The 25502-nt window shown below is 65.2% G+C and carries 20 protein-coding genes; 9 read left to right on the top strand and 11 right to left on the bottom strand.

Annotation, left to right across the window (positions count from 1 at the left end; translation table 11 throughout):
- Positions 1-20 precede the first annotated feature (20 nt).
- Complete coding sequence (locus tag ACGFI1_RS17715) at positions 21-1985, top strand: arabinofuranosyltransferase (protein ID WP_392786333.1); 1965 nt, start codon at positions 21-23, stop codon at positions 1983-1985.
- A 9-nt stretch (positions 1986-1994) separates the two neighbouring features.
- On the opposite strand, the gene ACGFI1_RS17710 is transcribed toward ACGFI1_RS17715, so the two are convergent.
- From ACGFI1_RS17710 to ACGFI1_RS17675, 8 genes are all read right to left on the bottom strand, one after another.
- Positions 1995-2804, bottom strand: coding sequence for a class I SAM-dependent methyltransferase (locus ACGFI1_RS17710; RefSeq protein WP_364546450.1), 810 nt, complete (start codon positions 2802-2804; stop codon positions 1995-1997).
- On the bottom strand, positions 2801-4375 hold the full coding sequence (locus tag ACGFI1_RS17705) for an FAD-dependent oxidoreductase (RefSeq protein ID WP_392786331.1): 1575 nt from the start codon (positions 4373-4375) through the stop codon (positions 2801-2803). Before ACGFI1_RS17705 ends, ACGFI1_RS17710 begins: the two co-directional genes overlap by 4 nt.
- Before the next feature lie 409 nt (positions 4376-4784).
- A complete protein-coding gene (locus ACGFI1_RS17700; protein WP_392786328.1) occupies positions 4785-5945 on the bottom strand; it encodes a sulfotransferase family protein in 1161 nt (386 codons plus the stop codon).
- 14 nt (positions 5946-5959) lie between these two features.
- Positions 5960-6742 carry an SDR family oxidoreductase gene (locus ACGFI1_RS17695; RefSeq protein WP_138639386.1) on the bottom strand — a complete coding sequence of 261 codons (783 nt, stop codon included), beginning with the start codon at positions 6740-6742 and terminating at the stop codon, positions 5960-5962.
- A complete protein-coding gene (locus tag ACGFI1_RS17690) occupies positions 6742-7953 on the bottom strand; it encodes a hypothetical protein (protein ID WP_392786326.1) in 1212 nt (403 codons plus the stop codon). The genes ACGFI1_RS17695 and ACGFI1_RS17690 overlap by 1 nt, the downstream gene beginning before the upstream one ends.
- A gap of 102 nt (positions 7954-8055) precedes the next feature.
- Positions 8056-8514: a nuclear transport factor 2 family protein gene (locus ACGFI1_RS17685; RefSeq protein ID WP_301176028.1), complete on the bottom strand. Its 459-nt coding sequence runs from the start codon at positions 8512-8514 to the stop codon at positions 8056-8058.
- Between the two features lie 63 nt (positions 8515-8577).
- Complete coding sequence (locus ACGFI1_RS17680; RefSeq protein ID WP_392786324.1) at positions 8578-10140, bottom strand: serine/threonine-protein kinase; 1563 nt, start codon at positions 10138-10140, stop codon at positions 8578-8580.
- Positions 10141-10285: 145 nt separating this feature from the next.
- Positions 10286-11041, bottom strand: a complete 756-nt coding sequence (locus ACGFI1_RS17675; protein ID WP_392786322.1) for an SDR family oxidoreductase — start codon at positions 11039-11041, stop codon at positions 10286-10288.
- Positions 11042-11121: 80 nt separating this feature from the next.
- Here ACGFI1_RS17675 and ACGFI1_RS17670 point away from each other — a divergent pair, with 80 nt between their 5' ends.
- The 7 genes from ACGFI1_RS17670 (at position 11122) to drmB (ending at position 22722) form a co-directional block, all read left to right on the top strand.
- Positions 11122-11715 (top strand): TetR/AcrR family transcriptional regulator, encoded by a 594-nt coding sequence (locus tag ACGFI1_RS17670; protein WP_392786320.1) that lies wholly within the window; start codon positions 11122-11124, stop codon positions 11713-11715.
- A gap of 192 nt (positions 11716-11907) precedes the next feature.
- A complete protein-coding gene (locus ACGFI1_RS17665) occupies positions 11908-13032 on the top strand; it encodes a DNA cytosine methyltransferase (RefSeq protein ID WP_392786318.1) in 1125 nt (374 codons plus the stop codon).
- A 433-nt stretch (positions 13033-13465) separates the two neighbouring features.
- The gene (locus ACGFI1_RS17660; protein WP_392786316.1) at positions 13466-14110 is read left to right on the top strand and encodes a hypothetical protein; all 645 of its coding nucleotides are present in this window, start codon (positions 13466-13468) and stop codon (positions 14108-14110) included.
- Positions 14107-15621 carry a hypothetical protein gene (locus tag ACGFI1_RS17655; RefSeq protein WP_392786314.1) on the top strand — a complete coding sequence of 505 codons (1515 nt, stop codon included), beginning with the start codon at positions 14107-14109 and terminating at the stop codon, positions 15619-15621. Before ACGFI1_RS17660 ends, ACGFI1_RS17655 begins: the two co-directional genes overlap by 4 nt.
- Entirely contained in the window at positions 15618-17321 is a 1704-nt protein-coding gene (locus tag ACGFI1_RS17650; RefSeq protein ID WP_392786957.1) for a nuclease-related domain-containing DEAD/DEAH box helicase, read from the top strand. The genes ACGFI1_RS17655 and ACGFI1_RS17650 overlap by 4 nt, the downstream gene beginning before the upstream one ends.
- Positions 17318-20815: a helicase-related protein gene (locus tag ACGFI1_RS17645; protein ID WP_392786312.1), complete on the top strand. Its 3498-nt coding sequence runs from the start codon at positions 17318-17320 to the stop codon at positions 20813-20815. Before ACGFI1_RS17650 ends, ACGFI1_RS17645 begins: the two co-directional genes overlap by 4 nt.
- Complete coding sequence (gene drmB, locus ACGFI1_RS17640; protein WP_392786309.1) at positions 20812-22722, top strand: DrmB family protein; 1911 nt, start codon at positions 20812-20814, stop codon at positions 22720-22722. Before ACGFI1_RS17645 ends, drmB begins: the two co-directional genes overlap by 4 nt.
- On the opposite strand, the gene ACGFI1_RS17635 is transcribed toward drmB, so the two are convergent.
- The 3 genes from ACGFI1_RS17635 to ACGFI1_RS17625 all read right to left on the bottom strand — a co-directional run bounded on the left by ACGFI1_RS17635 (position 22701) and on the right by ACGFI1_RS17625 (position 25025).
- Positions 22701-23162, bottom strand: a complete 462-nt coding sequence (locus ACGFI1_RS17635) for a very short patch repair endonuclease (protein ID WP_392786307.1) — start codon at positions 23160-23162, stop codon at positions 22701-22703. The two genes, drmB and ACGFI1_RS17635, sit on opposite strands and share 22 nt — an antisense overlap.
- A 757-nt stretch (positions 23163-23919) precedes the next feature.
- Entirely contained in the window at positions 23920-24114 is a 195-nt protein-coding gene (locus tag ACGFI1_RS17630; protein ID WP_392786305.1) for a DUF397 domain-containing protein, read from the bottom strand.
- Between the two features lie 131 nt (positions 24115-24245).
- A complete protein-coding gene (locus tag ACGFI1_RS17625; RefSeq protein WP_392786303.1) occupies positions 24246-25025 on the bottom strand; it encodes an ATP-binding protein in 780 nt (259 codons plus the stop codon).
- 157 nt (positions 25026-25182) lie between these two features.
- Between ACGFI1_RS17625 and ACGFI1_RS17620 the strand changes: the two genes are divergently transcribed.
- Positions 25183-25502: hypothetical protein (locus ACGFI1_RS17620; protein ID WP_392786301.1), on the top strand; the 320-nt coding region annotated here is incomplete at its 3' end.

Here is a 25502-nt window from a genome sequence, read left to right as displayed (position 1 = left end):
TGACAGGATCCGACGCACGAGTGACCGACCAGCAGAAACCGGACGAGCCGACCGGCGAACAGCCGACCGGCGAGCAGGCGACCGGCGAGCGCGCGCCCCGTGCGCGCGCCGCCGGGGCGGCGGCGGCCCGGCTGCGGGCCGCCGGGGCGGCGGCGCTGCGGCGGGCCACCGTCCCGGCGCTGCTGACCTGGCTGGTGATGACGCCGGTGGCGATGCTGCTGCCGAGCCTCGTCGACCAGGACCCCTTCACCCCGCGCGGCGCGGTGCTGCCCGTCGCCGCCGGCGGCGTGCTGCTGGCCGCCGCGCTGGCGGTCGCGGCGGCGCGGCCCCGCCGGTGGCGCGTCCCGCTCCGCACCGAACCGCTGACCGGGGTGGCGGCGGGGCTGCTGGCCGCGTGGGTGGTGCTGGCGCTGCGCAGCACGCTGCACGGCACCCCGTTCGGGTTCGCCGGGCTCCTCGGGGACGAGGGCCGGATGAGCGCGATGGTCACCCGCTACAGCGCCACCGCCGTCCCCACGGACGGCATCGTCGCCGGGGTGCCGTCCGAGTACCCGCCGCTGTTCCCGTGGGTGGTCGGCAGGGCGTCCGCGCTGCTGGACCTGCACGCCTGGCAGGTACTCGGCGACGCGCAGACCCTCACGGTCTCCGGCGCGGTGCTGCTGGCGTTCCTGCTGTGGACGCGGCTGGTGCCCGCGCCCGCCGCGCTCGCCATCGCGGCCGCCTCGCTGGTCGCGTTCGGCGATCCGCGCAAGGCGCACGAGGTCGTCGCGCTGGCCGTGTTCATCCCGTGGGTGCCGGCGACGTTCGGCCGCCCGCCGCGCGGCCGACTGCACTGGCTGCCCGCCGGGATCCTCGGCGGCCTCGTCGTGGCCACCTACCTCGGGTTCATGCTGTGGGGCGCGGCGGGCATCCTCGTCCTGGCGTGGCTGGCCTGGCGGGCGGCCGACGACCGCCGCCGGTACCTGGCGTACCTGGCGAAGGTGGTCGTGGTGGCCGCCGTGACGGCGAGCTGGTACCTGGTTCCCTACGGCTGGACGCTGCTGCGCGAGGGCGGGCAGATGGTCTCCGACCAGTTCCCCGCGCCCGCCATCACGAGCAACCCGTTCCCGTTCCTGGCCGCGACGCCGCTGGGGCTCCTGCAGCTGACCGGCCTGGCCGGCGCCATCTGGTACCGCCGCACGACCTGGTGGGCCACTCCGCTGTTGTGCCTGATCGGCGGCGCCTACCTGTACCGCGCGGTCGCCGCCGCCCGCTACGTCTTCACGGACCACACCGGGCTCTTCTACCACACCGCACGAATGATCACGGTGCTGCTCGCCATCGCCGGGGTGCTCACGATCGTGCACGCGGGGCCCGGCCTGGTCCGGCGGTTCGCCACCCGGGACACCGTCCCGCACGGCATCACCGCCGCCGCCCTGGCCGCGCTCGTGGGCTGGTCGGCGTTCAGCTACTGGCGCGAGTGGACGCCACCGCCGCCCGGTACCGACATAGCGGAGGTCACCGACACCCACCGGTACGCCGTGCTGGCCCACGCCGAGCCGCGTCCCAACGGGAAGCGCACCCGGTTCGCGCCCGCCGAGCCCAGGATCCGGTGGTTTCCGGTGAACCGCGTCGAGGACGCGGTCACGGACGCCCTCGGCCGCGACGCCGCGCCGCGCACCCTCTCCTACGACGAACGCCTGTTCGCGTACCTGCCGTGGCCCGGCTACATCGCCGTCGACCGCACTGCGGCGGCCAGCACCAGCCATTGGGACGACCGGCACGACGCCTTGGCGGCACTGGCCAAGGTCCAGGACCCGGACGCGTTCGCCAAGGCGTCCGCCAACACGCGCTTCGGCGGCATCGACGTGTTCGTCCTGCACACGAACCCGCCCGCGTGGACGTGGGGCGATCTGCGCTTCAGCCCGTCCCAGTTCAGCCCGAGCCACTTCACAGTGCGCTCACTGCCCAAGAACACGGTGGTCGCCATACGCAATCGACCGTGACGGTTCGGGTCAGGACTGGGGGCGAGTGACGCGCAGCTTGGACTGGCCGTGCGGGAGCTCCTCCCAGTCGTCCATGAAGCGGGCGGCGAAGCCGTGGCGTTCGGCGAGAGCGGTCAGCGTCTCGGTGCGGTAGTAGAAGTCCTCGCGAAGGACGTGGTGCTCGGTCCCCTCCGTCCGGTCGAAGGTGAAGTCGAAGAAGCCGCCGGGCGCGAGGACGCGGCCGACGTGGGCCAGGCACTCGTCGATCACCTCGATCGGCGAGTGGCTGAACACGCTGTGCGCGTGCACGACCGTGAAGTGCGCGTCCGGCAGGAAGCGCAGCTTCAGGTCGTCGACGAGGGTCAGATGCGGCATCTTGTCCTGCAGTTCCTGCTGGACGAGCGTGTGCTGCGCCGCGAGCAGGATGTCGGGTGAGATGTCGATGCCGTAGTAGTTGCCGCCGTCCAGGTAGTCGATGAACCGCCAGCCGGCACGGAGGTTGCCGCAGCCGATCTCCAGGAGCCGGTCGTCCGGCTTCAGCCCGTGCTTGCGCAGGTAGTCGAACTGCATCTGGCCGAGCTGAAGCCAGCGCTCCCGCGTGGGGCTGCCGACGGCCGCCTCCGGGCTCCGGGCCGCGTCCGACCTCATCACGGCCCGGTAGTACGCGACGTGGCCCCGGTTGGCGGCGCGGAGCTTCACGTCCCGCGCCAGCCGCGACAGGTACGCCCGCACCTTGTCCGGGTTCTGGGCCGCGTAGCGCAGCCGGTACGCCAGGCTGGCGCGGTTCCGCTTCAGGTTGTGCTTCAGGTTCGTCTTCCGGCGTGGCGGCGATTTCGTCATTGGGCCTTCTGTTCCTTGACTGATTGGCTGTTGTGGAAGATGTCAAGGGGGTCCCAGCGGCGCTTCACCTCTTGGAGCCTGGTGTAGCCGTCCTTGTAGTAGAGGGTCGATGCCGGCTGGCCGGACCTGTTCCAGGTCGTCGTGTCGTTCAGGTCGACGTCGGGGTAGTTGATGTAGCAGCCGTCGGTCGCCAGGTCGTCCTGCTTGGTACCCACCTTGGGGACGCCGCCGCTGTCGGCGAAGGTCGCCTGGTAGGTCTTGCGGATCCAGTCCAGGTACTGGGGCTCGTGCTGGTCGGTCGCCGTCCAGTAGACCTGGTACTGCATCTTCATGATGGAGTCGCGCTGGCGTGCGGCCGTGTCCCGAGGTGGTGCGTTGACGGCGCCTCCGTAGGAGTCGATCTGGATGAGGGACTGCGGGTTGTTGTAGTCGCGATAAGGGCCGTCTTTGCTGAGATGGGCCCACATCGCGTCGATCTGCTTGGCGCTGAACGGCTTGCGCATGTAGGCGGACTTGTACTTGCCGCACTGGTCCTCGCCGCTGCTGTCCAGGACCTGCGTGGCCGTCAGCCAGGGCATGTCCCGCGGGATCTTCAGGGTCCCGAGGGACGGCCGCTCACCCATGAAGGTGCGCATCTCCGTCGCTTCGGCGCTCATCCCATGGTTCATCTTCGCGATGAAGTCGTCCATGGCCGCGATGCCGCCCGGGTCGTCGATGTCCACCTGGGCGGTGAGCCCGATCTGGCCGTTGTTGTGGTGGTTGAGCGCGAGGATCCCGAACAGCTTGCCGCTCGCCGTGTTCTTGTCCTGGTTGTCGCGGAAGTAGGCCCCGAACGAGTTGAGCAGGGCGGTGAAGTCGTTCTTGGTGAGGTCCTTCCAGTTCCAGGCGATGCCCGCCAACCGGACCCTGCTGGGCGGTGTCGGAGGGTCCTTGAACCAGAACTTGGTGATGAGGCCGAAGTTCCCGCCGCCGCCACCGGTGTGCGCCCACCACAGTTTCTGCAGATCGGGGTTTTCTCTGTCGTCGCGCCGCGCGACGACGAGCTCGACGGTCTTGTCCTTCTTCACCACCGCCACTTCGACCGCGTAGAGGTAGTCGACGGTGAGCCCGAACTGGCGCGAGAGAAGACCGTACCCGCCGCCCGTGATGTGCCCGCCCAGGCCCACGGAATAGCAGGAACCTCCCGGCAGGGCCCGCCCGCTCACGGGGAAGAGATGGCTGTAGGTGTGCCAATTGCTGGCACCGGCCTCCACGCAATAGGCGTCCATTTTCGGGTCGTACTCGATATTGCACATCTGGGAGACGTCGAGGATCACCCGCACGTCGTCACCGCAGACGAAGTTCTCGTAGCAGTGCCCGCCGGAGCGGACCGTGATGCGCGTGCGCTTGGGGTTCTTCGGCTCCTCGCGTACCGCCTTCTGCAGCGCCTCCTTGGCCTCCGTGGACGACCGCACCACCACGACGTACTCGGGCTCGCCGATCCACCGCTGGTTGAAGCCGCGGCTGAGGGAGGGGTACCGCACGTCGCCTGGCTGCACGACCATCGACGGCTGAGGGGTCTTGCCGGTCATCGAAGCCACCACCTTCTGGGGAGATTGAACGTCCGCCGAACGCGCCGCCCGGGTCACCCAGGGCACACGTCCAACTACTCTCAGCTTCCCGATGCTCACTCTCCGAAAACACGGAGTAAGGCGTCTGTGGCGGCGGACTGATCGCCGACATGCCCCGCCGGACAGCCGCCATGGGCGGGCCGCGGCGGGATGCCAAAAAATGGATCTTCGATAATCTGGCCGGAATTTGCCATCAGCACACCACGACGGCGGAGGCTCTATTGATCACCACCGGCGGTGGTGTAGGCGGCGGCCAATGTCATCGGCCATTTCGCCGGCGGCGGCGGGAGACCGGAACAAGCACGCTGAGCGCTTGTTCAAATCATCTCGCGCCTGGTGATGACGGCCGGCCGTGCGCGGGCCGGGGCGGTCAGGCGCGGAGGCCGGCGGCGTAGTCGGCGAAACGCTCGTCGACCTCTTCCGCGGTGAGGCCGAAGTCTTCGAGCGCGTACCGGTGGGACGGTTTCGCGGCGCCGCTGGAGCTCTCGCCGTGCAGCCGCGTCATCGCCGTCCTGGCCTCGTCGGTGAACGGCAGCCCGAAACGCGCGTAGACGCCCTCCACGGTGCCGATCGGGTCGCGGACGAAGTCGTCGTAGTGGACGTCCGCGAACTGGTCGGGATTGTGCCGTACCCGCTCGGCGCGGAACTGGTCGAGCCCGCGGCTCCACAGGTCCAGCTGGTCGCGTCCGAGCGTGGCGCCCGTGAACGTCTCCGACCATCCGGCGGTCGCGTGGGCGGCGAGGCTGCACATGGACGCCATCGCGGTGCGCGGTGTCCGGTGCGTCTGGATGATGAGCGCGTCGGGATAGACGTCGAGGAGCGCGTCCAACGCGAAGAGGTGGCTCGGGTTCTTCAGCACCCACCGCCGTCCGGCGTCGTTCAGCCCGATGAGCTGGAGGTTGCGCCGGTGGCGGCGGTAGGCGGGCGTCCAGTCCTGCCCGGCGAGCCAGGACGAATAGCCCGGCACGTGCGCCAGGGATTCGAACGAGATCGACAGCATGCTCTGCCGCAGCAGCTGCCAGCATTCCTCGACCGAGTCGGCCGAGATGTAATGGACGCCCATGAACTCGGGGTTCTCGACATGGTGCCGCCGATATCCGGCGTCGATCGCCTGGAAGACCGGGTCGTCCGCCCACGTCTCACGCGGCGGGCGCGGCTGCGGCACTTCGGCGAGCCACAGGTCGAGCCCCTGATGGGCGGGGTCGGCGGTGAGCAGCCGGTGCAGGGCGGTCGTCCCCGTCCGCGGCAGGCCGGTGACGAAGATCGGCCGCTCGATCGGCACCTCCGCATGCTCGGGATGCCGTTTCCAGGCCGCCTCGGAGAACTGCCGCGCGGCCAGCGCGCCCCGCAGCATCGCCCGCTGCGCCTTGTTCCCGAGCGGAGTGAGGCCGGCCTCCTTCGCCAGCGACTCCAGCAGGACCTTCAGCCCGTCGAGGTAGTCGTCGTCACCGAAGTCGTCCATGCCGGTGACCTTGCCGGCGGAGGCGTGGAGATCCTCGACCGTGCCAACGCTGTCGCGACCCGCGCTCATCGGTCCGCCCTCTCCTAGTGGTGCCACTCGCCGGAATTGACGTCCAGGCATTGCCCGGTGACCGCCCGCGCCAGCGGCGACAGCATGAACACCACGGCGTCGGCGACCTCGTCTGGCTCGGGCAGTTTCCGAAGGTCGGTCGTCGCGGCGTTCTCGTCGTAGACCTCCTGCGCGGTGATACCGCGCTTCTTGGCGAGGTGGTTGAAATACCACTGGAGGTTGTCGGCCCAGATGTATCCGGGAGCGATCGTGTTCACCCGGACGCCGCGCGGCCCGAGTTCGGTCGAGAGGTTCTGCGCCATCGCGAGAAGGGCGGCCTTGGCCATCTTGTAGGCGCCGAACGTCCGCCGCGAATGCCGCAGGACGGCCGAGTTCACCATGACCACGGACCCGCCGTGCTCTTCGAGCGCGGGAACGAACAACCGGGTCAGGTGCAGCGCCGCGAGCACATTGGTCTCGAACCCGGCCCGCACCGCATCGAGGTCGACCTTCGTGAGGTCGGTCAGCGGCGGCGTGGCGAAGGCGTTGTTGACCAGCCCGTCGACCCGTCCGAACGCTTCCCGGGCCGTCTCCGCGAGCCGCTCGCAGGCCGCCGCGTCATTGATGTCGGTCGGAACCGTGACGGCCCGGCGCCCGATCTCCTCGACCTCCTTGGCGACCTCGGCGAGCCGTTCCTCGTTGCGCGCCGCGAGCACCACGTCCGCACCGGCCTTGGCGCACTGCACCGCCAGCCCGCGTCCCAGCCCGGGCCCGACGCCCGAGATGACGACGACCTTGTCCTCCAGCAGTCCCGCCATCAGCCGAGCATCCTCTTCGCGACGGCGACCTGACGGGCCGCGATCTTCTCCGACCATTCCTGCGGGGTGACCCGCTGCTTCTCATAGAACGGCAGGACGCGCGGAAGGTCGTCGAATTTCACGACCTCCACCGTCGGGCCGTCCTCGGGCGTGAGGTCCCGTGCAAGCCGCTGCCAGCGGAATTGCAGATATCCCCGGCGATGCCCGGTCCGCTCGATCCAGTTGGCGAGCCCCGGATTGCGCTCGCTCACGATGTACCGGATCTTGCCGTCCTCGTCGATCCTGGCCTGGTCGGCGGTGAGGCTCGTCTGATGGTTGATGTAGTCGAGCGAGATGTACCACATGCTGCCGAGCTGGAAGCCCTGATAGGGCGCCACGTCCCGCTCGGCGGCCGGCGCGGTGATGACGATGACCTCGTCGTCATCGAGGTCGTAGTGCCCCACCGACGAGAACTGCGTGGCCAGCCCGCCGGGCGTCGGCCGCGGCTCGGTCAGCGTATTGACCGGCAGTTGCAGGTAGTGCCATTCCGGGAAGGCCAGGAACGTGCGAATCCTGGACACCAGCATCTTCCCGGCGATCTGGTACCGCCGCGCCATCCGCTCGGCCGGAACGGCCAACGGCGAGGTCCCGATCGTGTCGGCGCGATGGATGCGGATCTCGCCCGGACGCTCGTTCTCCCAATCGCTGAACACTTCCCGGACGATCAGCATCGCCGCACCCGAAGGCAGCGTGACGTAACCGGGCCCGGGATCGGGCTTGGGCGGCCCGAACCGCAACTGGAACGACCCGTCCGCGGCGATGTCGAGTTCCCGGTCGTCGAACGCGGTCAGGCTGTCCGGCGACTGCGTGGGCGAGTAGTCGCCGTTCATGACCTGGAAGCTCAGATCGGAGGTCGTCCCCCGCCGTCCGGTGACCACGTACTCGGCGTCGTCCCGGATGTAGGCGTGGAAGTACAAGGTGTCGGGGTTATCGAGCCCCAGCTTGGTGTACGGCCCGGTGGACGACGCGAAGAACGGATAGTCCTGCTGGTAGGCACCGACCATGTGCAGCGATGCCTTGATGCTGCCGGCGAGGTAGTCGAGCCCCTCGGCCAAGTCCTGGTCGGTCTTGACGTGCGGCGCAGCACGGATGATGCGCTCCGCCTCCACGACCGCGTCGGCGAACGCGCGCGTCGCGGCTTCGAACGAATCGGTCTTGCCTTCGGTGGCCACCGGGCACTCCTAACGGACGCGGGGCGCGAGCGCCGTTGAGATCGCGACACTGAGGACCGGACGTTAGAACCCGTTCTAGGAGCGGGTCAACGCCGGTCCCGGTCAATGGGAGGTGGTGAACTTCAGGCTCGGGGCGTCGTCCAGCGACACCATGTACTCGTACGTCCGCCGGTGCCCGGTCTTCTCCACGAGCCAGCGCCCGTCCTCGCGCCGGTAGGTGTCGTAGTAGAAGGCGGCGCCCCGGATGAGCAGCCGGTGCTCCGGAATGATGATCGTGTCGTCCAGCGACCAGATCCCGGTGGCCCGGTCCCCGTCCAGATCGATCTCCGGGCACCCGGCCGTGTGGGTGCTGATCTTCCCGTCGTCCAGGTTCTCCCGCATGTACTGGACGATCGCGTCCCGCCCCTCCAGCCGGAGCGTCTTGCCGAGCACGGGGGTGTCGTACTCGGCGACGGCGTCCTCCGCGAACACGTCGGCGAACTCGTCCCACAACTTCAGGTCGACGCACCGCAGGTAGCGGTACTTGAGCCGCCGGATCTCTTCCAGAGCAACCAGGTCCATGCGCCCAAGACTGGCCCCTGCCGTCCCGGAAAACAAGAACTTGTTCTACCGCTCGTCGGCCCGCTATGACGCGGCGCTCGGGCAGTCCGCGATCGCCGGCTCGATCGATTGCTTACAGGCGTCCCGCCGGTTGGCAAGCCGCGAGAGCGCCGCGTCGGCCGCCGCCCGACCGACGAACGCGAACTCCCCCGCCGTCACCTTGGCGGCGTCCGACCTGGGCAACTCGCTGACGCGAATGTCGCTGGCCACGACCATGGCCTGACGGCAATCGGCCCGCCCACGCCCCTTCACGATGATGACCTTGCCCTCGTCCTCAGCGAGACCGTACTTGCAGACCCGTTTCGCCAAGTCGCGCAGCGCTTCCGGCCCCTGCACCGCGAAGGTCTCCTTCACCTGCCCCTGCACACTTCCGGGAAGGTCGGCGACCACGATCGGCGGATTCAACTGCTCCTTACTGGCTGCCTTGCGGGAGAGGCTGAGGCCCAGCACAGTGTCCTTCGTACCCCGATAGAGGACGACCTTGCCGTCCTCCTCCCCGACGTAGTAGCCGTTCCGCACGTTCTGCACGAAAAGGAACCCAGCGACGACGAGCAAGGCGGCAACAGCCGAAAGCGTCGACCACCACAGCGAGGGCTTCCGGCCGAGCGAAGGACGCCGGATCAACAGTCGATCGGGAGCCACCACAGGCGGCACCGGCTCCGGGTTCGTGTCCGGCGACAAAGTGGCGGGCTGAGGTTCGGGATCGGATTGGGTGACATTACGCGCGGGCCCCGGCTCCGGGTACGGCGCAGGCGCCTCGACCGGCGCCTGCAAGCTCACGGGCGCTGCGACCAGGCGCATGAGCACCGCATGAGCCGTCGGCCGGCGCGCCGGGTCCTTCTCCAAACACGCCATGACCAGACCACGCATCGGCTCTGGAAGGTCACCGAGATCGGGGTCTTCATGTGCGAGTCGAACCATCACCGCAGCCATCGGCCCGCGCCCGAAAGGCGGCCGCCCCACTGCGGCGTACGTCATGACCCCGCCCCAGGCGAACACATCTGTCGCCGGCCCGACCCGCTCGCCGGCGGCCTGTTCAGGAGACATGTACGTGGGAGTGCCGACGACCTTGCCCGTCAACGTCGTCGTGTTCTCGAAGAGACGCGCGATCCCGAAGTCGATGACCCGCGGCCCGTCCGTCCCGATCAGAACGTTCGCCGGTTTGAAGTCACGGTGGACGATCCCCGCCTCATGAATGGCGACCAGTGCGGTAGCCGTCGCAACCGACAGCCGATGGAGCGCGTTGCCTTTCCGGGGCCCCTCCGACTCCACGACCTCCTCAAGGGACGCGCCATCGACGTACTCGCTCACCACGTACGGCCGCTCGGCCTCCAGGTCAGCCGCGATGACCTGAGCCGTGCAGAAGGGCGCGACTCGACGGGCGGCCTCCAACTCCCTCGCCAGCGCATTCCGGTTCGCACGGCTGGCGACTAACTGCTCATGGAGCACCTTGACCGCGACGAGCGTCCCGTCCTGCCCGCGCCCCTGATACACCACCCCCTGGCCGCCCACACCAAGCCGACCGAGGATCTGGAACCCGCCGACCTGCCGAGGGTCACGCGCTTCCAACGGAACGACACGCTGCATCAAGGCCCCCACCGCGCCCAGCCCACAGGCCAACTGCACCGATGCTAGAACGCCGCTCCCCGACCCGCCCGCACTCGCCACTTCCGGCCACCCTGCACGCGACACCCGCCCTCGCGCAGCCCACGAGGGCGGACGCCACCAGCCCTCACAACCCGGCGCCACCGGTCACGTCGACGACTCGTCCCGTCATCCAACTGGCGTCATCGGACGCGAGGAAGGAGACGACACCCGAGATGTCCTCGGGCTGCCCGATCCGTCCCAGCGCGGACAGCGACTCGGCATGCGCAAGCGCCTCCGCGTTGCCCCTCAGCCATGGAGCATTCGTGTCGGTGTCCACAATGCCGGGCGCGACGGAGTTCACGGTGATCCCCCGCGGCCCCAGCTGCTTGGCGAGGTTGAGCGTCAGGGTGTCGAGCGCTCCCTTGGTCGCCCCGTAGGCCATGATGTCCGGCAACGCGATCGAGGCCGCGCCGCTGGAGATGTTGATGATCCGGCCGCCGTCCCTCAGCCGCCCGAGCCCCTGCTGGACGAGAAAGAAGGGCGCCCGAACGTTCACGGCGAACAGCCGATCGAACTCGTCCTCGCTCATCGACTCCAGATCCCCACTGGTTCCGATGGCCGCGTTGTTCACGATGATGTCGACACCGGGCCGCTCGACCACCGCGTCAAAGGCGTCCCACATCGCGTGGGCATCACCGTGCCGCCCGAACTCGGCCTGGATCGCGAAGGCCTGCCCGCCGTCCTTGCGAATGCGCTCGACGACCTCCCCTGCCGCCGCCCGCTCCCGCGCGTAGGTGACGACGACCACCGCCCCGTCACTCCCGAGCCGCTCGGCGATCCCCCGCCCGATCCCCCGGCTGCCACCGGTGACCAGCGCGACCTTGCCGTCCAACGTACCCATGTCTGCCGTCCTCCTTTGTTGAGTGATCGCTCAACAAAAACTTAGCACAACTTCTTGAGTGAGCGCTCTACAATGAACCCATGGCACGAGGACGCCCCCGCACCTTCGACCGAGACGCGGCCCTGACGGCAGCCGTCCGCCTGTTCTGGGAGCGCGGCTACGAGGCGACGTCCGTCAGCGACCTGACGGACGCGATGGGCATCAGGCCGGCGAGCCTCTACGCGGCGTTCGGCGACAAGAAGGCCCTGTTCAAAGAGGCAGTAGAGGCGTACGGCCGCTCCCCAGAGGGCGCGTTCATGTCCAACGCCCTCACCGAAGAACCCACCGCCCGCGAGGCGTTCGCCCGCATCCTCAACGAGGCCGCAGCCATCTACCCGGACCCGTCCCACCCGGCCGGCTGCCTAACGATCAGCGCCGCCACCAACGTCACCCCGCAGGACGCTGAGATGGAGACATGCCTACGCGACCTGCGAAACACCAACCTGAAGCGCTTCGAGGCCCGCCTACAGCAGGCCCAGTCAGACGGCGAACTCCCCGCCACGGCCAACCCCAAGGCCCTGGCCCACTACTTCGCCGCAGTAATCCAAGGCATGTCCCAACAAGCCCGAGACGGCGCCCCCCACAAGACCCTCACCGACATAGCCACCCAAGCCATGCACACCTGGCCGGAGTAGCTGACCGTTAAACCTTACCCGCGCCGTTGGAGTTCATCGAGGCACGGTCTGGCGAAGACTCGCCCTGTTTGACCGGTCTGTCGCGGTAGACCAGCGATCATATCGACATCGGGGCGACGTCTGGCCAGGTGGGGCCGTGCTTTCTATCACGATCTTGGCCGCGCGCCGGTCCCTCGTCGTTAGAGTTAGGGCATGAGCCGCCGCGTCACAGCCCCCACGGGGCAGGAGTCATCGGAGCCCCTTGTTCGTACAGCACATGTTGCAGGTACGACAAAGGAAACCTCAGATACTTTGCCTAAGATCGTCAGCCTGTTCTCGGGTGCCGGTGGTCTGGACCTCGGATTTCAGCGAGCAGGCTTTCCGCTGAGTTTCGCAGTCGACCTCTCCCCCGCCGCTATCCAGACTCACCGCCGCAACTTTAAAGGTACCGTCTCAATTGCAGCAGACCTTGCGAAACTCGGACCCGAAGGAGTTCTCGCGCATCTGGATTCAATTTTGGATCCAAAAGAACCAATCGGCGTGATCGGCGGCCCACCCTGCCAAGGCTTCTCGCGAGCAAATACTGGATCCGCTACAAACGATCCTCGCAACCGACTTCCACTGCTATACCTGCAGATAGTGGAAGCGCTCCAGGCGAAATATAAGGTCGAGTTCGTGCTCTTCGAAAACGTAATCGGAATCAAGGATGCCAAGCACTCCGTTACATTTCAAGGCATCCTTTCAAAATTCCATGACATCGAACTCACGCCGGACGTCAATGAGTACTCGGCGCTCGACTATGGGGTCGCACAGACACGCAACCGCGTGATAATTTCTGGTTTTCGCGATGAAATAGTTGCACAGAACTTCAAACCTCAGAAGGTCGTGGCGAAAGATCTCACAGTGCGCGCCAAGATCAAGGGGCTTCCGGACCCTGCCTTCTTCTCACGTGACCTCGACAAATCCGCGATACCACACCACGAGAATCACTGGACGATGCGCCCAGTGTCGAAGAGATTCTCTCAACCCGGCGGCGCGGATCGGGCCGGGCGGAGCTTCCGCCGCCTGAAGTGGGACGACCCCAGCCCAACGGTTGCGTACGGTCATCGAGAGATCCACGTGCATCCCGAGGGACGACGGCGGCTCAGCATCTACGAGGCCATGCTCCTTCAAGGGTTTCCGAGCGACTTCGTGCTCGAGGGGACACTGTCCTCCCAGGTGGAGCAGGTGTCCAACGCAGTTCCGCCACCGCTCGCACAGGCGTTGGCCTCGGCCATCAAGGCAGCCATGCAGCGATCGGCTCGGCAATCGAGCGGCGACGAAGCGCTCAGCGCCTGATGACCGATGCGCTTATTCCGGACCTACCTTCCAGCCGATCTCCGCGAGGAGCCTGTTTTTGTCGGTGCGTCTTACTAGTCTCGTAGCTCAGCACTACAGGCGGGGTCGAGCACAGAAGGAGATGCCTGTCATGGCGCCTCCCAGCAGTGAGCACGTTCGTCTCGCGCTGTCAGAATCCGCGAATGATCCAGGTCAAGCAGCGCCTTGGGCAGGCCCCCTCCTGATGCTAGGCAAGCGGGCAGCGCACTATGCGCGGAAGTCCCCTGGTCGCCAATTGATCATCGCGTTGTCGGTGCCGAAGCGAGACTACGCTGCGTGTCTGGTCGGGTGCGGGTGGGTGCTTGCCAGTGAGCCCCCCGCACTCGTGGAGCCGCTCGAAGCCCTTCGCGGGATGGTCCCAGGACAGCCTCTGAGGGCCGTAAACAACCGTCACGTGATCACGGGGTTCTTCGCGCGCCTGGATGAACAGGCGAACCCGCCTCGGGCTGCGTTCGCTGGATCACTGTGGCTCGTTGATGGCATCCGAGCGCTCGCCCCACTTGCCGAGTTGGGCCAACCTGCACGCGCGACACGCCCCGAACCGGGGACTATCGAACGTATGGCGCGGCTGGACCTGACGTGGGACGCCCGCCTGGCTAAGCCCGCCGCCGACCTTGTCATCGTCGGCACTCAAGCGTGGCTGGAAGAAGACTTCGAGGCACACTTGTCTAGACATTCGTCTAGACAAGGCGGAAAGGTTTCGTCAAGCAAGATCAGAAATCTCCTCATGCCGATGCACGGCCGAGCAGCCACGTGGTTCACCCGCGTCTATGCCTCAGCGACACTTGCTGACAACCTGCCCATCGCTCAGGATGTGAACGCCGTGATCCTTGACGGGAATGGCGCTATCAGATACTTGGCGGAGATCGAGTCTCCGGTGGTCGTGTGTCTGCTCGATCGCTCGGTGGCGGACGAGACCGCCGCGGAGATGGTGGTTCAGTTGCGCAACACCCGAGGTGAGCCGCTCTCACTGGCCGAAGAGTTGGGATGGCGACCGCCAACAGGCGTGGAAGCCCTCGGCTTCACGTTGGCGCTATGAGTCGCATCACCGCGCTGAACCAGCGCTACGCCGCATCTGCCCGCCTCGCCCGTTCTGGCATCGAGGTCGTAGCCGTCGGTGACCCGGCGGGTGCGCGCTTCAACGCAGCAGTACGCCGTCTGATGGCCTTGCTCAAGAAAGAAGGCGGTGACTACCTCGACGATCTGGTGGGGGCTGCCAAGGCGCTGCGGTGGCGTCAGGTCTTCCAGCCACAGGCGCTGCAGTTCAACTCTGGCCTTATCCAGCTGGCCGGTGAAGTGACCAGGCATGCCGAGAGATTGCGAGGAGCAATTAGCGACGAAACGCTCCTGGACGAGCTCGCTGGTGCCGCGACTGACCTGGCGTCAACCGACCCCATCGTCGGGACGGTACTGCTGCGCTACGTTGAAGATGTTGGCGCCGACACCGCCGCCGTCATTGCATCTGATCGACCCGCCGCGATAGGACTCCAGTCGTGGCTCCAGGAATATGGAGTTCTTGTGCTGACCGCCGGAGAACTTGAGCGGGATCAGAGCGAGCTAGAGCAGGCTTTTGTCATTGGACCACCTCGCTTCCACCGGTCATCGCTGGTGACCGCCCCGGTGACCAGCGGCGTCAGTTTCTTCCTCCCAGCGTGGTTTGGCGATCGCAGCGTGCCCCGCTCAGCTATTGCTGCCTACGCCGAGGGAGCCATTTGCCTCGAAGCACGAGTCTTCAACGATGGGGACACTTCCGAGCCCGAGGTAGGGCTGCCTGACGAGCCCGAAGACGAGAACCTGTATTTCCCACAACCAGTGTGGGGAAGCCGCCGCAACGGCGATCGCAAGCCGGCAAGCGATGAGGTCGAGGCACACAAGGTGTTGCTCAGTGGGAGTCTCGCGATGTGGCTCGACGACGGAGAGCGTATCCGCTCTCTCGATCCGGAGCAGCCTGCTGGTGAGCGTGTCACCTACACCGACGTCACTGCCGTCCGCGCGGGCACCTACCTGCTGCTGCGACAGGGCCAAACCGAGCGTAAGGTGCTGTACCAAGCGGCGATTGCCCGCTTGGCTCGCGGTAAAACCGTTGACCGAGCTCAGGCGTCGTGGAAGCACCTTTTGACAGAGCGGATTCAAGAGATCGGGTACCGTAGGGCCGTCAGAGAATTGCGCGATGCCGGGGTCAAGGCTGCTGACCGGGCACGGGCTTGGACCAATCTCAATCTGATCCGCCCGGCGAGTGATCAGGACTTCGAACGCTTGCTCCAGTGGCTAGGAATTCCCATCCAGCCGACGTTCGGCTACGCGACGATGCTACGCAAGACGCTCTACCTGGTCAGTGCGGAGATTGGGAAGCAGCTCGAAGAAGCAGTGGCCGCTGCCGATCTCTCCGAACTGGAGACGACAGGCCACCTCAGCCTCGACTTCAAGACGGAGGGTTTTCGAGGCATCCTCGCTACCCGAGTTCTGGCGATTTCGCCGTTCACTGAGATCGTATCACGGCACGATGCGAGAGTGCCGTTTGGGGATCGGAGTGGTCAGTGGCTCGAATGATGCCTGCTTTCTGCCCAACGGACGTGCCGCCGGGAGAGAAGGCTGTCTACGCGGCGCTTCAAGGGAGTAGCGAAACCAGCAACTGGATCGTGTTGCACTCATTGGGGATCGCCGATCACGTTCGTCAGGTCGAGGGCGAAGCGGACTTCGTCGTCATCGTCCCGGAAACCGGCATCCTGGTAATCGAGATCAAGTCACACCTGTCGATCGACCGGCGGAGCGACGGTACCTGGAAACTCGGCAATGACGCCCCAACCACTCGGGGACCGTTCCAGCAGGCAAGCGAAGCGATGTACAGCCTGCGCGACTACCTGGCGAAGAAGCATGTCGACCTCCGTCCAGTGCCCATGCTTTCTGCCGTTTGGTTCACGGGCGTGCGGGCCCGCACCATGCTGCCGCCCAGCCCGGAGTGGCACGACTGGCAAGTGCTGGATTCTGAGGACTTGAGAACAGCACCAAGCTCCATCCTCCGAACGCTCGCAGCCGGGCAGAGGCATCTCGGTAATAAGATCAAGTACTTCGCCTACGGCGGGGTCGGCCCCGACGGCGAGCAAGCTGACCGCATCGCTAGGCTCCTCCGTCCCAAGTTCGAGTTGGCGACAGTCGCTGGAGATCGCCGGCGCACCCGTGAATCCCAGCTGGTTTCCTTCATCGAGGAGCAATTTCTGGCGCTCGACGCCGCCAGTGAGAACCGCAGCGTGCTCTTCTCAGGGCCAGCCGGCTCAGGTAAGACGTTTCTCGCCATGGAGTCAGCCCGACGTGAGTTGGCGACCGGCAAGCAGGGCCGGTTTCTATGCTTCAACCGCTTCCTTGCCAGTCGACTCAGTACAGACATGGCAAATCTTGCAGGCCTGACGGTGGGCACCTTCCACCAAGAGTTGCTCCGGCTAGCCGGGCTCACCCATGCGCCGGACAATCCGACCTCTGAGTTTTGGACTGAGGAACTTCCCGAGCGCGCCGCAGAGGCACTCATCGATGGAACTGCGGCGACCACCTCCGAATTCCTCATCGTTGACGAAATCCAAGACATCGCCACCGACCCGTACCTCGATGTCCTCGACCTGATTGTCGATGGCGGACTTAAAGAGGGCAGGGTACTCCTGTTCGGCGATTTCGAGCGTCAGGCGATCTACGAGAACGATACCGGCTGGGAACGGCTTCGTGCTCGTGCCCCCTACTTGACCAGCTACAAGTTGGTACAGAACTGTCGCAACCTACCTCGCATCGGCTATCAGGTGAACCTTTTCAGTCACCTCCAGCCGGGCTACGAGCGGTTCCTGCGACTCGACGACGGCGTCGACCCGATCTCCCGTCAATACCGAGCGGGAGAGGATCAGTCGGCATTGCTGGTTGCTGCCATCCGCGGACTCAAGGATGAGGGCTACGAACTGAACGAGATCGTCGTACTCAGCCCCCAGCGTGACTACTCAACCGCGGCCACCACTAACGACCTTTGGTTACGACAGATCTTGAGGCCTGCTAATGGGCTGCCTGCTCGTCCGGGACAAGTGCAGTATGCGACTATTCACGCCTTCAAGGGACTGGAGGCGCCGGCGGTCGTCGTCACCGATCTTGACGAGGTAGCTACCACTGGCAACTTGGACTCACTGCTTTATGTCGGGCTCACTAGAGCGACCGACCGACTCGTCGTCCTGTTTGAAACCACCACGCTCCGGAAGGCTGTAGGAGGCACCGCATGAGCGGACTCGAAGCCCGCGCCATTATAGAAGCCGAAGTCCGGCGCGAACTGTTTGGACCTCTCGACGGCGACGAGCCTGTCGGTAAGCCGGTAGACTGCGCCAGCGGCGTGATCACCTTTACGGCTGCTGAGAAGAGCCGGGGACAGTTCCACGATGCCACCACCAAGCAGGAGATCCTGACGGTCGGGACGCCACTGCAACGATATGGCATTGGGGTGCTCTACAGCGGTGCAGCCGTTGTTGGCACCACGATTGGCGAGTCGAGCGATGCCGATATCGACCTGACCGGGTTCTCCGGTGTGCCGACCGGTGAGGACGACCCCAAAGGACCGCCGCCCAAGATCGAGGGTTTCCTGCGCCACGACGAGGCTGACTCTGACGACTTCGATCTGTCCGACGCCAACAGCTTCAAGCCGTCTGCGATGGCGATCTCCTTCCAATGCCGCGTCCCTGCTCACGGTCTTTTGAAGCTCCGAGTGACTGGTGCGCACTACGAGAAGCTGAATGTCCACATTCCCGGTGTTAGTAAGCCTGTTGACTGGTGGCGCCGTCGCCCGTTCACGTTGCTAGGAACTGTCCCCGGCAACGTACTGCGAGATGAGACCAACCGGATCAAGATTGTGCCGAGCACACCCGATGGCGAGGCGCCAGGCATCGCGCCGACCATCCGCGTCTTCAGCCGACCTGTGCCAGGCGTCGACGACTCTGAATTGCGACTCGTCACGGTAGCGGTCGTCAACAATGTGATGGGCAGTGGGCCGAGTAGTGCGTTGTTCCAGATGGGCTTCACCGTGGCTGCAGCGAAGGACCTGGTGATCGAGCCGTATCCCGAGGTCGAACTGCCAGACCGGGGCGACGAAGAGCAGTCGATCGACCTGCTGTACCGCAACAAGCGCACCTACGCTATTGGGCATGGGTGTGCCGCCGAGTGGGAAGGTGGTGCCGGGTCGCCCGTACCGTTCGTGAAGGCCGTTGCCTTGCCGGCCTACGAGGTGGTCAGTCTGACGCCAGACATCTACCAGACGGACGAGGATGGCAACTATCTGTTTGATGCCGACGGGCAACGCCAGGCGGTCACCGTCAGCATGAGGGAGCTGGCTAACGGTACCGATGAGGGAAAGCAGCAGGTCGAGACCGTCCTACGCCTGTACGAAAAATGGATCGCCGACCGGACGGCGGAGATCGACGACCTCCCCTCGCGGTTCCAGTCGGCTGCCACTCGGCACATGAGGCTCGCGACCGATGCCCTCAACCGGATGCAGGCGGGCTGGGCATTGGTCGGCTCCGACCCGACTGCCACCCAGGCGTTTCGCTGGGCAAACGAGGCGATGCTCTACCAACAGGTGCGTTCTAACTTCCCGCTACGCGAGGTCGAGCGCGGCAAAGACGACGTCCTCCGGGTCAAGGGCGTGCACCCCAAACCCACCATCCCAAAGGGCAGAGGTACCTGGCGTCCCTTCCAGATCGCCTTCATCCTCGCCAGCCTGCCTGAGCTGGTCAACCCGGCCGAGAAGACCCGCTCTCTGGTCGATCTGATCTTCTTTCCGACCGGTGGTGGCAAGACCGAGGCATATCTCGGCGCCTGCGCCATCAGCTTGCTCGCACGTCGCCTCCACAACCCGGAAGACGCCGGCACCGACACGCTTATGCGTTATACGCTCCGACTGTTGACTGCGCAGCAATTCTTGCGTGCCGCCTCGCTGGTCTGTGTACTCGAATACATCCGGGATAACAACGCAACTGCACTCGGCGATTCGTCCTTTAGCATCGGCATTTGGCTGGGTGCGTCATCGACTCCGAACAGCTGGAACAAAGCTGTCGATGTCCTCCGCAAGCTCCGACGCAACCCCCACGAACAGAACCTCTTCCTACTCCTGCGCTGTCCGTGGTGCGGCACGCAGATGGGCACCAAACCGAAGGGCAAGGGAGGTCAGGACGTCATCGGGTATGAGCAGGTCGGAAAGAGAGTAGTCCTGCGCTGCGTCGACTCACAGTGTCGCTACTCCCGCCGGGCCGGGTTGCCCGTCCACGTCGTCGATGAAGACATCTACGCCGTCCGCCCCTCAATCGTGATCGGCACCGTCGACAAGTTCGCCATGATGGCCTGGCGTCCGGAAGCCCGAAACCTATTCGGGTTCGACCAGCAAGGCGAGCGCGAAGTCTCGCCCCCTAGCCTGATCATCCAAGATGAGTTGCACCTCATCTCCGGCCCGCTCGGCTCCATGGTCGGCTTGTACGAGCCGGTCATCGACGAGTTGTGCACCGACCGGCGAGGCGAGGAGCCCATCCCGCCCAAGATCATCGCCTCGACCGCTACCATCCGCCGCTATGAGGATCAGATAAAGGGACTGTTCGGTCGAGAAGAAGTCGCGCTGTTCCCGCCACACGGACTGGAGGAAGGCCGCTCGTTCTTCGCCGAGCCGGCCCGGCTTCCCAATGGGGAACTGGAGCCTGGACGACGGTACCTAGGCGTTATGAGCGCGTCGCTCGGCTCGACGCAGACCGTTCAGACGCGCGTCGCCGCTGCTACGCTGCAAGCGGCGACCAAGGTGGCTGAAGATGACCGCGACGGCTACTGGACAAATCTCAACTTCCTGAATTCGCTGCGTGAGCTTGGCAACACCGTCTCGCTACTTGAGTCTGACGTCCCCGACTACCTAACTGGTCTGGTACGCCGTGACGGCATCGACCCGCGGTGGCCGAACCGCACGATGGAGCTCACCTCGCGCCGCCGCTCGGACGAGATCCCGAAGGCGATCGAGCATCTGCAAGCCCGCTACCTACCGGGGCAGGAACGCCAAGACGCGGTCGACATCTGCCTCGCCTCCAACATCATCGAGGTCGGGGTCGACATCGACCGCCTCGGTCTGATGACGATCGTTGGGCAGCCTAAGACCACCGCGCAGTACATTCAGGTCTCCGGCCGGGTGGGACGTCGCGCCGATGTCAGCCCTGGTCTGGTCATCACTATCTACGGTGCCGCCAAGCCCCGCGACCGCAGTCACTACGAGCGATTCCGCACCTACCATCAGCAGCTCTACGCGCAGGTTGAGCCAACCTCGGTCACGCCTTTTGCGACGCCAGTGCTGCGCCGCGCCCTCCACGCCGCCGCGGTTGCTTACGTGCGTCAAGTGTCACCGCTCGATCTTCCACCGTATCCGTTCCCCGCAGCGGAGTTCTATGAGGCAATCGAGCTGCTGCGTGAGCGTGCGCTTATCGCCGACAAGCGCGAGGTTCCAATTCTGGACAAGATGGCAGAGAAGCGAGCCCGTCAGTGGGACGGCTGGGAGCGGACGGAGTGGGAGGCCAACCCGCCGCCCTGGGGTGATCCGAAGCAGGGGCTGATGCGCTACGCCGGCACACTGCCCGATCTCGACAGCAAGGCCACCATCTGGGACGTGCCCACCAGCATGCGAAACGTCGACGCCGAGTGCCGCCTGGCGATCTCGCTGGCCTACGCCCATGCCGATGCCGAAACGGAGGACGGACTATGAGCACTGGAGCAATGCGGCGGGCACAGCTCGTCTCCCCATTCGGCGTCGGAGCCATGAGCGTGCTTGTCAACGGCACCTCGGTCATCACAGCGGGACTCGACCACTGGTACCAGCCCAATGACTCCAGCACGCTGGCACTGGAGGAATACCAGGAGCACGACTGGCGGCTGGAGGCGCGGTTGCGGGTCTCGGAGTTCCGTCTGCCGCCGGATTTTCGCTACCAAGGGCAGGGCATCGACAATCGTAACGTCAAGCTGACCGTTCCGGTGCTTCGCTTCCCGCGCTGGTGCTTTTGCATGTTCTGCAAGCGCCTCGAGCTTTCGACGCTCACCATGCAGCAGCCAGTGGACTGCAAAGACAAGAAGCACGCCAGTTGGATGTACAAGCCGCGCATGTCGCAGGTGCCGTTTGTCGCAGTCTGCGCAGCCGGCCACCTTGACGACTTCCCTTTTGATAAATGGGTGCATCGGTCACATCGACCGTCGTGCACTGGGGTTCTGCGCCTCAAGTCCCTCGGTGGCGGCGGTCTGGAAGGTCAGCGCGTGGTCTGCGACGCGTGCGGCAAGGAACGAAACCTGCGTGGCATCACCGAGGCGCGCTACGTCAAGGGGGAAGAGCACACCACCCTAAGCGACCAGCTATCCACACCCGATGACCCCTATCTCTGTACCGGCGCTCAACCGTGGCTGGCGAAAATGGATGGGGCGTGTGATCAGCCGATGCGGGGTGCCCTGCGAGCCGCCGGCAATGTCTACTTTCCGAAGGTCGAGTCCTCGATCTACTTGCCGCGCAAGGAAGGTGCCGTCAGTGCTGAGATGCACGAGTTGATGCGGCACCCGGCTGTCAGCGGCACAATGCGTACTCTACACGGTATCTTCGGTGCCGACCTCGACGTAAATATGCTCCGCGAGCATCTGCTAAAAAATGTGCCGCCAGAGCTGTTCGGTCCTATCTCAGACGAGGAGCTCATCGCCGGCTACCGCGACCTCCTCGGCGTGGGTGAGGAAGCACCTGAGTCGGGAGAAGAGTCGGACGCTGAGCTGCTTACCGGAGACGATGAGTGGCGCTACCCGGAGTTCCAGCACATTCGCGAGACGCCCAAAGACGACTACCTGACAGCGACCAACCCAGGGCTTCACGCTGACCTTGATCCTTACCTGGAGCGCGTCCGGTCGGTCGATGTGCTGCGGGAGACGCGGGCACTGCGCGGCTTCACGCGTATCAGGGACGACGTGCTGAAGTTGAGCGTCGGTAAGGCTCTGCTCCGACGCCAGCCGTTGTCGCCCGTCCAGGATTGGCTGCCTGCCTATGTCGTCAAGGGTGAGGGCATCTACTTCGAGCTTGACCTGGCGCGCCTGGCTGCGTGGGAGGCACGCGCCGAGGTAGAAGCCCGTGCGCAGAAGATCACTGACCACTACGGTCAGATCGCTTCGAAACGGGGGCTCCAGGCCCGTACACTTACGCCCCGCTTCGTCCTGCTGCACACCCTTGGTCACCTGCTGATCAACGAGCTGGTCTTTGCCTGTGGTTACAGCTCGGCATCCCTGCGGGAACGGCTCTACGTCTCCTCGACGGGGGGACGTGAGATGGCCGGGCTCCTCATCTACACAGCGGCCGGCGACTCTGAAGGCACCATGGGTGGTCTGGTACGCATGGCGCGTCCCGACAACCTGCGCTCCGTCTTTGCCTCAGCCGTCTCAGAGGCCCGCTGGTGCTCGACCGACCCGGTCTGCATGGACGCCGGGGAGAAAGGGCAAGGACCGGATTCCTGCAATCTAGCTGCCTGCCATGGCTGTGCCTTGCTGCCTGAGACAAGTTGTGAGGAGTTCAACCGCTTCCTCGATCGGGGTTTGGTAGTCGGGACATTCACAGACCCGGCCTTGGGCTACTTTTCCCCCTTCACGTAGGACGTGCTTTCGTTCCCGAGGACTGCAAGTCGAATGCGCTCGACGACACTGGTCGTATCCTCGTGCTCCCAGAAACGCAAGACCAGCCACCCAGCGTGGCGGAGGCGGTCGGTTGTGTCTGCGTCACGAGCGATGTTGGTTGCAATCTTCGCAGGCCAATAGTCAGCGTTGTGATTGAAACTCGACCTACCGTGCTCGGGGCAGCCATGCCAGAAGCATCCATCAATAAAGACGGCTACGCGAGCACGGGTGAATACGATGTCCGCGCGTCGGCGAAGACCCGGCTCTGGTGCGATTGCTACACGATAACGGAGACCAAGCTTGTGGAGAGCACGGCGGACTTCGAGTTCGGGCTTGGTGTCCCGCGACCGGTTCGCCTGCATGTTGCGCCGTCGTCCGGGACTTGACGCCCACGAGCTTGTTGTCGAACGTGAAGGCATACCGTCCACGGTACTAGGCGTCCTGCCTCGGCTCCGCAGAGTCGGCTCAACCACCCAACGGTCTCAATCGCAGCCCCGATAAGCCTCCCGTACTCCGCGGTTTCCGCCCAGTCTCAATCCTGGCCTGCATCGCCGAGTGCGGCGCAGAACGTGATCTGTTAGCGGCGGTTGAGACGGGCTCGGTTGGAACCGCAGACGCGGGGCTTGGTGGCATCGTCGCCAGGTGTGCCAACTCAGGTGATGCTCGGTGCTGTGCCAGGTCCAGCCAAGTAGGTTGACCGAGAGCGTTTCACTCAGCGTGGGTGTGTGCTTGGTCGGCGGTGACGTCGACCAAGGCCCGGGCCAGCCACGAAGTGGCGCAGTCCGAGGGTGTTCATGACGACCTAGACATCCTTTTCCACGGGCCAACGGCACCAGACGACCTTGCATCAGTGCCCGCCGCGTCGCTGACTGGCCCACGGGCGCGGAGCATAGGTAGGACGCCAGCTCGCGGATGCCTTCGTCATGGGGGACGAGGCTGCGGTGGATCACCAAGTGACGGCGGGACCAGCAGTGCCGATCCAGGAGGGCGTACAGGCGTTCGCCCTCGAGCGTCGCGGTAAAGCACTGAGACCACTGGTTAATGGATGTCCTGTCCTCTGACCAGAGTTCAGTCTGAACGAGTTGGCTTTGTCTTCACCCGTTCGCAGCGGTGATGGTGAGGAGTCGGCAGCCTCACCTGAGCGGTACCAGCGTTGCCCCGCGCCTGTTTGGATGCTCAGGGACAGTCGATTGCGTGGTCCCTGATCCTGCGCACCAGGCCCGTGAAGGCCGAAGCCGTCACCGAGTGGTGGTCGCCGTTCGGGTTCCTGGGGTCCCTGATCTCGACACCGCCGCGCACGGCAGCAGCCTCGACGCATGCCGCGTCGTCCGCGCCACCGCTGTACGAACTCTTGCGCCACACCAGGATCATGATTCCTTCTCCAGAGACCGCTCGACGAGCGCGCATGGATTGTTCTCGCCGAGGGTTTTTCCCTCATGCAGCGAGTCCAATGCCGATACTGGTCGGCAAGGCGTCCCGTCGTACCTGATGTTTCGAGGCGTTCAAGTGAGGCCGAGCCGTCGTTCGGCTTGGGAGAGCAGGGTCTCGGCTGCGTCGTGCAGGTCGACGATAGGGCGGCGGTGGCGGGTGCCGGTGGGGTCGGTGTAGCTGAGGGTCGCTGGGTCGATCCAGACGTTCGTCTCTTCGTTGTTGGCTGTAGGAACGGTGACGAGGGAGACACCCTTGCCGTGGCAGTGGGTGATGTTGGGGAGGCCCCGGGCGGTCAGGGCCGAAGCCAGATAGCGGGCGGCGAGCATGGGCGGGGCCGTGGTGCGCGGGTTGGGCCATGGGCCCGGGAGCGGGTGCGCACTCCAGACGGCCTTGCCCTGGATGCCTTCGGTGCAGAAGGAGCGGGACGGGTGGGCTCCCCACGTGTCGGCGAGCATGCCGATGATGCTCAAGCCCTTGCCGTGTTCGTCCAGTAGGTCCCTGGGCTTGGTGTCAGGCCAGGAAGTGCGGCAGGCGTCGAAGACCGAGACCACCAACTGAGGGGTCGGTGTCGTCCTTGCCCAGATCCACAGTTCGGGCGGGACGGTCTGGCTGTCGGCGTCGGCGCGTGGGCCGTGGTTCAGGGCGTTCGTGGCCAGCTCGCTGGCTGCCAGGATCGCATTGTCGGCCGCGTCGCCGTCCAGCCCGAGCGTCGTGGTGGCGATGGTGAGCAGGGAACGCGCGACCGAAGCGCAGCTGGCGTCCGCGGGGAGCCGCCACGCACACATGCCTCCTCGCACGATATCGCCCACGTTTCCGACAGAAATATGTCCGGACTGCACTATCTGACCCATTTTGAAACCCTCCTTGCAGGGCAGAGGTTTTTTGGCTCTGGGCCACAGAATGCGCTCCGGGACTTAGCCTTGTCAGAGTTGCTCACAACTCCTGCAACAGCGAGAAAATGGGAGGCACAGGATGTCCCATCGCCCGTCTCCGGACCCGAAGTCCTCCATGTGGGCGCTCATCGCCTACTACCTGCGCTTCTGTCGGCTGCAGCGGAAGCTCACGGGTGACCTGATGGGCGAGATCTTGAACTGCTCGAAGTCCACAGTTTCACGCCTGGAAACCGGCGCTCTGAAGCTCGATGAGAAGCAGGCCACCACGCTCGACCAGGCATGGGACACGGGCGGGATCTTCGGCTTCCTCGTTTGGTACGCCACGCTCGGCCATGATCCAGACTGGTTGTGCGACGTGAAGTCGCACGTTTCGAGTGAATGCATGATTGGAGGTCGATGGAAGGTCGGAATGCATTCCAGGCTAGTGCTTGAGCC

The sequence above is a fragment of the Actinomadura geliboluensis genome (assembly GCF_043197915.1).
Classification (GTDB): Bacteria; Actinomycetota; Actinomycetes; order Streptosporangiales; family Streptosporangiaceae; genus Spirillospora; species Spirillospora geliboluensis.
The sequence above is the reverse complement of the archived record's forward strand: the minus strand, read 5'-3'. Positions and strand labels throughout refer to the sequence as shown.